This is a genomic window from Candidatus Sordicultor fermentans (assembly GCF_012728195.1).
Taxonomy (GTDB): Bacteria; Atribacterota; Atribacteria; order Atribacterales; family Caldatribacteriaceae; genus Sordicultor; species Sordicultor fermentans.
In genome coordinates this window covers 1-9,637 of sequence record NZ_JAAYFP010000166.1, presented here as the reverse complement: position 1 = coordinate 9,637, position 9,637 = coordinate 1, and the positions used below count along the sequence as shown (strand labels likewise).

The following is a 9,637-nucleotide window of genomic DNA, read 5'->3' as shown; positions in this document are numbered from 1 at the left end:
CCCCTGATAGAACCATTCAGGAATGACCCCCTCCTTCTGTCATACCTGAAATCTTTTATCAGGCATCCAGAGGTTTTTGCTTTTTCTTTGGTTTTCAAATACTGTGGACCCCGGCTTAAAGATTGCCGGGGTGACGAACAAGGGGCAATAAATACATTCAGGGGCAGGCTAAAAGCGGCTCGAAAGTCGCCGGGGTGACGAGGAGGTGGGAATCCAGAGACCTTTACTGAGGGATGCTTTCTCCCTCGATGGTTTTTAACCCAATATAGCTTGCTTTTTAAGCTTACTTCTGCCCCTATAATAGCTTTTAGGGAACTATACTGATATAGGCTTGCTAAGCAGGGAAAATTGTCCAGTTGCAAAAAGAAGGGGCTATTTAAAAGTCAGATTAATAGATTCCACGCTTAAGGCTTCTTTTTCAAATTCCACAAGCTCTCTTTCTTTAAATACATCTCTTTCAACTATGTCAATAAATATAACATAAATTTTAGAAAATTCTTTACCAGGAGTTTTTCTCAAAATTCTGCCCATTCTCTGAATCCACTGTCTTACACTACTTGTTCCAGCAACTATAATACCTATGTTTGAATCCGGTACATCAAAGCCTTCATCAAGAGCCCGACATGAAACGAGGATATTAATGTCTCCTTTTCTATAACCAGAGATATTTTCCAACCTCTGGTAAAGGGGCATACTAGTATGATATATCCCAACTTTAAATTCTTGTTCTTTAAGGTATCTATATATCTTCTCAGCCTCTTCGATTCTCTCATGAAAAATTAAAACTCTTTCATTTTTTAGATCCTCATTAGATATAAGCCATTTTAAAGCCTCCAGTTTGGATTTTGACATATGAATTAACTCTTTTCTTCTAATCAATAAAGAAGTGTAACGGGTAATCATATTATCATTTGTCTTTTCATATAAGAGGCTTAATTCTTTAAAAAATTCAGAAGGTTTCACCATCTTTAACTGTGGATATTTAAAAAACAAAAGCTTTAATAATTTGTTTATTTGGTTTGTATATTCTTCATATTGAAGATATTCCTCATCTTTTAAGCTCACTTTTATTCTTACCAGTTTATATGGCGGGATAACTCCATCTCTTAAGGCGTCACTATATGAATAGGAATAAATTATCTTTCCCAGATTTGGTTCAATTTTTTTCTCAAAACCAAGGTCACCAAATCTCTCTGGTGTTGCAGAAAGCCCGAGTGTGTAAGAGAATTTTATTTTAAAAATTTTAGAATTTTCCTTGCTACCATAACGATGACATTCATCAGCAATTAAGAAAGTATCATCATTTTTGAAATAGGTTTGAGCGTGTTTTTCGATGTGCTCTCTTGCTGAATTTATGATGTAGAGTATAAAGGTTTTTCCCTCGAGGGGTTCTTTTTCCTTGCCATAAAATAGTGCTATTTTTCCCCTGGGAATATTCAGCTTATCTAAAAGCCCCATAAGCCACTGGTCAAGAAGAGGAAAAGTAGGCACAATGATTATGGTTTTAAGACCACCTTCTTTATAAGCAGCAGAGTTATAAAGATCCGAGATTAAGGATAAAGCAAGTATGGTTTTACCTGCGCCTGTAACTACTTTTACCACCCCTCTTCCATTATTCTCCCACCAGACTTTCTTTGCTTCTTTCTGCCATCTATAAAGCTCTATAGGAAGTTCATAAGGTTTTAAGGGGGCAACATCTACAAAATAATCTCTCTTTATTTTCCTGCATACAGGACAATCTTTTTCATCACAGGTTTTGTCGAAATCTTTTATTTCTGCAAGCCTTTTAAATGAATCTTCTAAAATGGGATAGAATGAGGGAGGAATGTTTCCATCTTTTGCAAGATACCATCCTGCTTTTTCCAGAATGTTTACAAACTTCTCCTCTATACCAAAGACTCCGGCTCTTCTTGCCAGATGATGAAGGTGCCAGCTCTCCCATTTTTCTTTCATGATTGAAGATTAAGCGGTGCATAAAAATGTTTTAAATCCACTCGCTTCAATCTACCTATTACAGAATACAGAGGAAACTCTTCATCTTTGTAGACCACTCTGGGTTTTTCGTCACTTTCCACCACCTTTATATCGCCTTCTATGACAATTTGAATGATATAATTTCCTGAGGTAAGATAATTAGCATTATCTTGAAGAGTATGCCTTATATATTTAGCCATTTTTTCTCTGTCCTCAACATAGTAAAGAAGGCTATCAAGCCCGAAAACTGCAAAATCAGGCGGGAATTTACTACCTCTATTTAGGTCTCCAAGAAACTGAATAATGCTTATTCTTTCTCTAAAAATATCTGGATTGCTCCTGTGAATAATGTTAAAGCCAATATTTATCTCTACCACCTCGTCTTTATAACTTTCATTATATCGCTATAGGTTTTATCGTTTTCTACTTCGCCTAAATACTCCAACGCCTTAAGTACAGCATCGCTCTTCCATAGTGATTTTTCATCACTGGATAAATTTCTCTCGAAAGAGAAAAACCTATCATCTTTCCACAGGCAGTAAAGATAATGGACTTTATCAATGACGGAAAAGTTATCTCTTCGCTTTGACTCCAGTATTTCTTTTCGTTCCAGAGGAGTCAGAACGAGAAGTTGTGACCCTTCTCTTTCCACGAGCCCTGCAGAAATCACCTCACTCGCTCCAAGATTCCTCATTTTCAATGCCTTATTAAGAGACTCATAAGATATACTTGTTTTTTCTGCCAGATAAAAGAGATAAATAGCGGTTAATGCATCTGTGTCCTGAGCAACTTGATTAAATCTTGTGTGCATCAATTGCGAATCTACAATTTCTCTTATCGAAGAGAGTGCCTCATCAATAGTAACCTTATTTTCCCTTTTATAAACTTCAGGATAGTGCCTGGAATAGACCTCAAGGCATTTACCAATAGTTACCACAAAAACATCCTCTGGAGAAAGATTTTTGTTGTGCTTTTCCAGCCTCTTTAATTCATCTTCTACCTTGAAGTAAATCTGGTCTTCAAGTTGAGACCAGTGTTTTCTCTCCGGTTTGACTTCTCTCTTGCGGCAGACAACCACCATATCATAGCGGACATTGGCTTTTTGAAAAATATGAGTGCTGGTGCTTTTTTCTGATTGCACAGGATAAATAGAAGCAATATAGAATCCGGCATTTAAAACAGACTGCAACACTGCTCCCCAGGCTTCTTCTTTCTGATGATGAAAGGTGAAAACCAGTATGCCATTGTCTTTTAATTTTTTACCTGCTTCTTTGAAAATCGCAGTTAGCCCTTCAATAAAGTCTTTCTCTTCTTTACCCTGAACATGGTTTACAATAACCTCTGCAGTATTTGGAACGTGTTCACTCTGGAAATATTCGTACTTCTCTTTAAGAGCAAGACGAAGCCATGCATAATAAAATTCAGAAAGTTCTGAATACATCACATTACCATAATAAGGGGGGTCTGTAATTACCGCATCAATGGAATTATCCGGAATAGCAAGATAGGAAGAATCACCACAGGTAATCTGGATATTACCATTACCGTTGAATAAATCCCCAGCTTTACCCTCTATTTTTATTTTAGACGGCTTTTCCAATGTTTGACCAGAGCTTATGTATTTTTCAAAGGGCTTAGTATTATATGTTTTACACGAAATTTCTTTTTTAGCTTGATTGTTAAATGCTCCAATCCCAAAACTTGTACCCCAAACATTGTTTTCTACAGGGTTAATAGAGGGATGATAAGCATGGGTTCTGAATAGATCCCTAATATGATTTTTATACCTTTGATATTCGCAAAGCATATTTGAAAAGTTAAGGCATTCCGAAAACGTAATTACCAGAAACTCTTTTACATTTTCATCTACGTCCAGTTCTAATATCACTTTCAAAAGTTTTCCCAGGGAGAGAAGTTGTCTCTCATTAAACATATCCTTCCAGTATTGGTAACCATGATTAATCATTTGCTTGGTGTTGTAACCCATAGGAATTTTTGTATCCGGTATGTATCTCCCCAGCCATTCAGGCTCAACTTTTATATACTCATCTTTTGCCTTCTCAAATAAAACCTGGTCAAACTCATCTGCTTGTTTGTAACCTTTTTGATTACAGGAGGGGCAATAATATTCAACTGCATACAGCCGCTCAGGGGGCTTACCTTTTCTTTGAATTGCCTCTACAGTTTTGCTTTTTTGGCCACATTCAGGGCATATATAGTATTGTCTGTCTACATTCCCATCGCTATCGGGGTTGAATTCTCTTTTGCATTCAGGACATATTGCGTTTTTCCGGTAATCCTCGACCTCAAAAAGACTTCCACAATCAGGACAGAAGACATGATAGCCACTGCCACCTCTCTTTTGAGCAAGCATATATCCTCTGAACAAAGGAACTTCTTCCCCGCAATTTAGACAGGGAATTTCCTTTATCCAGAAATAATACATAGTATCAGCGAAGATGTTTTTATCTTTTTCAAAAAGCTGTTCTTTATTTTTAAACTGATATTTTCCATATAGTTCTTGTGGTTTTTCCACTTCTATCAGGTTTTGCGAAGCTTCCCTTATAACATCCTCTGGATTTTTTCTTTGGGCTTTGCAATAATTTTTCAGACAATGAGGGCAGATGGTGCGATAATATTGCTTTATTTCATCTGCTACCTTGTGCTCTAATTTCTTGAATCCCGCTTTCAGTAAATCAATATCTACAGGTTCGACCATTTTTTTCACCAGAAACCAGGCAACCGGGTTCAGGTCTTGAGCCACCACTTTACAGCCAAGCCTCAACGCCTCTACAACTGTTGTGCCACCACCCATCATTGGGTCAAGAACAATCTTCCCGCCCAGGTCAACATCTTCAAGATATAAAAGCCAGGGATTTTCCAGCTCTTCCTTTGTTACCGGGCGCCACATGCCATCGTCTTTCAGGATTCTTGCCTTCTCGTCAAGAAGGCTATAAAGCACAATGGTTCTAAAGACACTTCCCAACCTTCTTGCCCACCATTTATGGATAAAATAAATGGGACGAAACTTTTCCTTGGCATGAGCTTCTCTCTCTGCAATCTCGTTAACTTGCTCAATAGGAAAGTCTACTTCAATGGGAATAGGCTTCATTCATTTTCCTCCCCGGTCTTTGAAATTATTTTTTCAATCTCTTTTATAAAATCTTCTGCCTCACAAAGCCATTGTCGAACTTTTTTCTCATCAAATTCAACAAAGTCCCCGTAATCAGCTTCTTGCCTCGAATCAAACATCCTATTATAAAAATCAGCATATTCCTCTTTAACAATTCCCGGCTTTACAAACTCCCGGTTAAATAAGGCTCGCACCCCGCTATGTTTAGAGGAAGATAAATCTTTGGTTAACAAGAGAGCTGATACTTCATAGAAAACGGCATAATATATCCTGTTTACAGTGGTAAAAAGGCTTACTCTATTGAACATAATTTTTGCATCTTTTAGAGTATCCGCAGCTTTTTTCCTTCTATAATTGATAAGAGCAAGATTTGTATTTTTCAACTTTCTACATATATCCCTTCTCTATCAATATTCCAGCGCAAGGGCATTGCTTTTCCCAGTGGAGAATCCCAGAATTGTTTTTGATAGACCACCACTCCAAAGATGACATCATACTTAAGTTCTACTTTGAAGGCAGTGCTAAAAATCTCTTCTTTCATATCCCAATTTACCTTTTCCTTTAAAAGAACCAAAACATCGATATCAGACTCCTCATCAGCATCACCCCTTGCTTTTGAACCATAAAGTATGATTTCAGCATCGGGAAACTTTTCAATAATCCTTTCTTTTAGTTCTAATAACGCCTTTTTCTCATTTTCCTTTAGGTTCAATTCCTGCAAAGCTTTCATTTCTCCACCTCAATTACAGGAACAAAACATTCCATAAGACTTACACCACCGTGAAGATAAATGTTGTATTTTCCCGGCACAGGCCAAATGTATCGCGATTTGACAAGATAAAAGCCCGAAAAATCTATCACCAGACCCATACTTACAAGGTCTGAAAGATCGGCTTTATCCATTGTAATGTATCTTGAACCTCCAAAAGCTTCTTTTAATTTTTTCTTCTGGTAATCAGAAACTGAAAAAGCGAATCCAGATTCGGAACGGATGTAGCCATGGTCGGACAAAATGATGATCTTTTTTGATTTAATCTTTTCTAAAACTACTAAAATAATTTTTTCTAAGGGTTTATACATATTCTCCAGACTTGATATTACTGCATGACCCGCCTGGATTTTGTCCAGCATAACGTCGGGGAAATAAGACCAGATATAACGCTCCTGCTCTGAGATTCTAATATCCCCGGGATTACTAATTTCTACAAATTTTTCTTTACCTGATAAATCGGGTTTAATTTTTTCTCTAAAACTTTGAGTGTCTGATGGAATAGCAGAAAGTGAATAGTCTATCCTGGACACAATCCCTTGTCTTTGTATAGTCTTAAATATCAAAACACCTTCGCGAATACTCATTCCATCCATTACTATAAAGCAGGTCTCAGAATCTTCTTTCTGAAATGGCGAAGGCTCGTTCCAGCAAGCTTTAGGCAGGACTCTGGTAAAAAACTCATCATAAGTTTTTAGAAGAAAATCCTCAAACGAAGAAGCATCTTCCTCACCTTGATAATAATACTCTTCTAGATTGTCATCTGCTTTACTGAGCCAAATATTAAGCAGATTTTCCCAAACCAGAGGAATAGGATTATCATATTTGATGAGCGATGTTATGAAATCGTTATCTATCTTCACTTTCTCTCCATAACTCTACTTCTCCCTCAATTTCAGCTTCTTCTTGAGGGAGTTGTTTTATGAATTTCATAATTTCCTGTTTGGAAAGCTCCTTTGCAAATTGATATTTGACGCTTATTTTGGTGAACAAATCCTTTTCTTGTGTTCTTGCTTCAACCTGACTTAGCATGACTCGTGGCGAGTTTCCCTCGAGCTTAAGTAGCTTCTTTTCTCTCCTTTCCACTTCCACTTCCACTTCCACTTCTCTTTCTCCTGGAAACTTCACTTCCTCTTCCTCTCCACTTTCTCGAATTTCTCCCACCTCTGTCCCATTTATTACATATTGCGGAGCATATTTAGGGTCAATAACAACAAAGCTGCTTTCCAGGGTTCTGGGTATCTCGTCAATATACCATTTTCCCCTGTCACCCTGGATTACAACTTTCTTATCTCTATGAAGGTTTCTCAGGGCAGTAAAAACAACCTCATCATCCAAAATTTGGGGAAATCGTCTAAACTTTTTAAAATCGTTTAACAGGAATTCAAGTCTTATCCCGTTAGCTTTATCTTTCACTTCTTGAAGTATGGAATCGCCAACTAAAGAAAAATCACTTCCCGCCTTTTCTCTTATAGCACTTATGTCAGGAGAAACATTGATTAATCTTGGAACAGACTCTTGTCCTCTCACTACCCACTTTACTATACGTCCATAGGAGGCCTTTACCATATCTTTTATTTGCTCTCTTTCTTCAGAAATCAATTTTTGTATTTTCCCATCCTTATCCTCTACTTGTCCAAGTAGATACTCCCCGGCAAGGAGTCTCTTAGTCTTTTCCTTAACCTCATAAAGTGATAAAGCACCATCGGCATTGGGTAAAACAATGATATAAGTATTTTGCCAATTCTTGCCTTTGTAGAAATCATCCAATTTGTTTTTTAATTTATCGTTCTCGCCCCACGATTCTAAAGAGACTACTATTTTAATCTTATTGTCATCCGGTATATTATCAAATCCGTATATGTAAACTCTGTTTTCAAATACATCTTTTTTGGTAATTTCAGCAATTTTATTTTTGATGTTTTCGTCACTAATATTCTTTTTTTCCTTTTCCAGAAGAGCAAAGATATTCAAATCGTGCCTAAATTTGTAGAAATCTCCTTCTTTGTGTAGGTAGTGGGGTTTCCCATATACATTTTCGAGATCCATAACCAGTTCGTTTAGAGTTTGGCCTTGAGTTGGACTAAAAACGGAAAGAAGAATGTCAGACTCAGTTGCTCCCATCGTCTTATCATTTAAAGTAAAAATTAGAATTGATTTCAGGATCTCCTTTCCATAAGGAATATCTTTTATTCTTTCAAGATCATAGTCATATTTCTCTACCAACTGAAGGTCTATACCCCTGAAGGCATTTTCGTCTAAGTCGCAGACTAAAAGAAGATCCTTTCTCTGGAAATTATCTTTCACCACATCTGCTAAAACATTCATCATCCCTCTTATATCCTGTCTTTCAGTGGCTGCTTCATAAATCTGAGTTAAAGATTCTAAAACTAAAGGGTGAAAAGGATATGTTTCAATCATTCTCTGTCTATAACTATATAGATTTTCAATTTTTATAGGCGTAGAATATTTATCTGTATAACTCTGAACGACCTCTTCCACCAGTCTTGGATCTTTTTGATCCAGGTTCTCGAAAAGACGATATAGAACGATCTTTTCTCTATCCTCAGCGGCACTTACATCTATCCTCACTGGTTTTGTTCGATTGAAAATTTTCCCCAGGCCCTCTTTTTCTTCCAGAAAAGTCACAAATACCAGTAACTTTTTATGGGGATCATTAGCAACTTCAAAAAGATGCTCCAGAAAGGTTTCATTTCTTTCGATTAAATCTGCCTGTGTTTCAGGGTTAAATGATCCATACCAATTTTCTATTTCATCGATAAAAATGGCACAGACATCTTCTCCAATAATTTCCTCAATCTGGTCAACCGTCGGAAACCGCTTAATTTTGCTCAGCATATCACTTCTTCCTAACCCGGAAAATACAGGTTCCCAGAGAAAATCTACATCGCACCTACGAGTAGAAATTATGCATACTCTTGTAGAAGAAGGTAGGGCAATATCTACTTTCCAACTTCTTAGCCAGTCTTTGGCGATTTGAGGTTCCTTTAATGTGTGATATAAAGTTATAAGTCCGTGAGTTTTCCCCGCCCCATAAGGACCGACAATTAAGATTGCTCCTTGATTGGAGATACCCGTGAGTTTTTCGTTTACTCGCTCTAATGCCCTTTTTAATGCTGATGACATATATGTTATCCCGAAAAGCTTTTCAGGATTACTTTCAATCCGATCCTCAGCACTGTTTACCTGATGGGACTGCATTACTCCCTGAAATTTACCTTCAACAATTTCTTTTCTGGGTTTCAATATATCTTTAATCAGAATCATTTTTTACCTCCATACCCCTCCTGTTTTGATACCCGGCAATTTTCCTTGTTTAGCAGGTTTATAGATGGTTTTCTCGTTAATTCTCAGATAGATAGTAAGGTCTTTGATGGTCATTATTTCATCTTTCATATCGGCCCCACTTTTATACGCGGATAAGTATATTTTCATAGATTATGAAGAGAAAGTCAAGGAAACGAGTTGCCTCAACTAAAATTAAAGTGAAATGGTATCGTTGCCTCAACTAAAAATCAAAGTTAAATTATTATTCCCTTAAGAGAATATTCTTAAGGGAGGGATTAGAGGTGAGGTATCTCTTGAAGACACGAAGAGAAATTGTTTATGAAGGAAATTAAGGATATAAGAAATTATCCAAGAAAGAAAAAAAGAGAGGCTCGATAACCTGGTAGCTATTACTGGATACAATCGTGACCATGCTTCACGATTACTCTCCCAGCATGATAGGTGTGTTTATG

Annotated in this window: 9 protein-coding genes; 1 reads left to right on the top strand and 8 read right to left on the bottom strand. The window is 37.0% G+C overall.

Features of this window, described 5'->3' with window-relative positions; all coding sequences use genetic code 11:
- Positions 1-198, top strand: a 198-nt coding sequence (locus tag GXZ17_RS08515; protein WP_409376863.1) for a hypothetical protein, incomplete at its 5' end; no start/stop codon positions are given.
- Positions 199-372: 174 nt separating this feature from the next.
- On the opposite strand, the gene GXZ17_RS08510 is transcribed toward GXZ17_RS08515, so the two are convergent.
- The 8 genes from GXZ17_RS08510 to GXZ17_RS08475 form a co-directional block, all read right to left on the bottom strand.
- Positions 373-1,953 (bottom strand): DEAD/DEAH box helicase, encoded by a 1,581-nt coding sequence (locus tag GXZ17_RS08510; RefSeq protein ID WP_409376862.1) that lies wholly within the window; start codon positions 1,951-1,953, stop codon positions 373-375.
- Complete coding sequence (locus GXZ17_RS08505; RefSeq protein WP_409376861.1) at positions 1,950-2,174, bottom strand: hypothetical protein; 225 nt, start codon at positions 2,172-2,174, stop codon at positions 1,950-1,952. Before GXZ17_RS08505 ends, GXZ17_RS08510 begins: the two co-directional genes overlap by 4 nt.
- A gap of 170 nt (positions 2,175-2,344) precedes the next feature.
- The gene (locus tag GXZ17_RS08500) at positions 2,345-5,086 is read right to left on the bottom strand and encodes a DUF1156 domain-containing protein (RefSeq protein ID WP_409376860.1); all 2,742 of its coding nucleotides are present in this window, start codon (positions 5,084-5,086) and stop codon (positions 2,345-2,347) included.
- The gene (locus GXZ17_RS08495) at positions 5,083-5,490 is read right to left on the bottom strand and encodes a HEPN domain-containing protein (RefSeq protein ID WP_409376859.1); all 408 of its coding nucleotides are present in this window, start codon (positions 5,488-5,490) and stop codon (positions 5,083-5,085) included. Before GXZ17_RS08495 ends, GXZ17_RS08500 begins: the two co-directional genes overlap by 4 nt.
- The gene (locus GXZ17_RS08490; protein WP_409376858.1) at positions 5,487-5,837 is read right to left on the bottom strand and encodes a nucleotidyltransferase family protein; all 351 of its coding nucleotides are present in this window, start codon (positions 5,835-5,837) and stop codon (positions 5,487-5,489) included. Before GXZ17_RS08490 ends, GXZ17_RS08495 begins: the two co-directional genes overlap by 4 nt.
- On the bottom strand, positions 5,834-6,739 hold the full coding sequence (locus GXZ17_RS08485; protein WP_409376857.1) for a hypothetical protein: 906 nt from the start codon (positions 6,737-6,739) through the stop codon (positions 5,834-5,836). Before GXZ17_RS08485 ends, GXZ17_RS08490 begins: the two co-directional genes overlap by 4 nt.
- Positions 6,726-9,164, bottom strand: coding sequence for a hypothetical protein (locus GXZ17_RS08480; protein ID WP_409376856.1), 2,439 nt, complete (start codon positions 9,162-9,164; stop codon positions 6,726-6,728). Before GXZ17_RS08480 ends, GXZ17_RS08485 begins: the two co-directional genes overlap by 14 nt.
- A 3-nt stretch (positions 9,165-9,167) precedes the next feature.
- Positions 9,168-9,293 carry a helix-turn-helix domain-containing protein gene (locus tag GXZ17_RS08475; protein WP_409376855.1) on the bottom strand — a complete coding sequence of 42 codons (126 nt, stop codon included), beginning with the start codon at positions 9,291-9,293 and terminating at the stop codon, positions 9,168-9,170.
- Positions 9,294-9,637 lie beyond the last annotated feature (344 nt).

Excerpts from the sequence above, each read along its gene's own strand:
- GXZ17_RS08510 (WP_409376862.1), bottom strand. The coding sequence starts at position 1,953 with ATGAAAGAAAAATGGGAGAGCTGGCACCTTCATCATCTGGCAAGAAGA.
- GXZ17_RS08505 (WP_409376861.1), bottom strand. The coding sequence starts at position 2,174 with ATGGCTAAATATATAAGGCATACTCTTCAAGATAATGCTAATTATCTT.
- GXZ17_RS08500 (WP_409376860.1), bottom strand. The coding sequence starts at position 5,086 with ATGAAGCCTATTCCCATTGAAGTAGACTTTCCTATTGAGCAAGTTAAC.
- GXZ17_RS08490 (WP_409376858.1), bottom strand. The coding sequence starts at position 5,837 with ATGAAAGCTTTGCAGGAATTGAACCTAAAGGAAAATGAGAAAAAGGCG.
- GXZ17_RS08480 (WP_409376856.1), bottom strand. The coding sequence starts at position 9,164 with ATGATTCTGATTAAAGATATATTGAAACCCAGAAAAGAAATTGTTGAA.
- GXZ17_RS08475 (WP_409376855.1), bottom strand. The coding sequence starts at position 9,293 with ATGAAAGATGAAATAATGACCATCAAAGACCTTACTATCTATCTGAGA.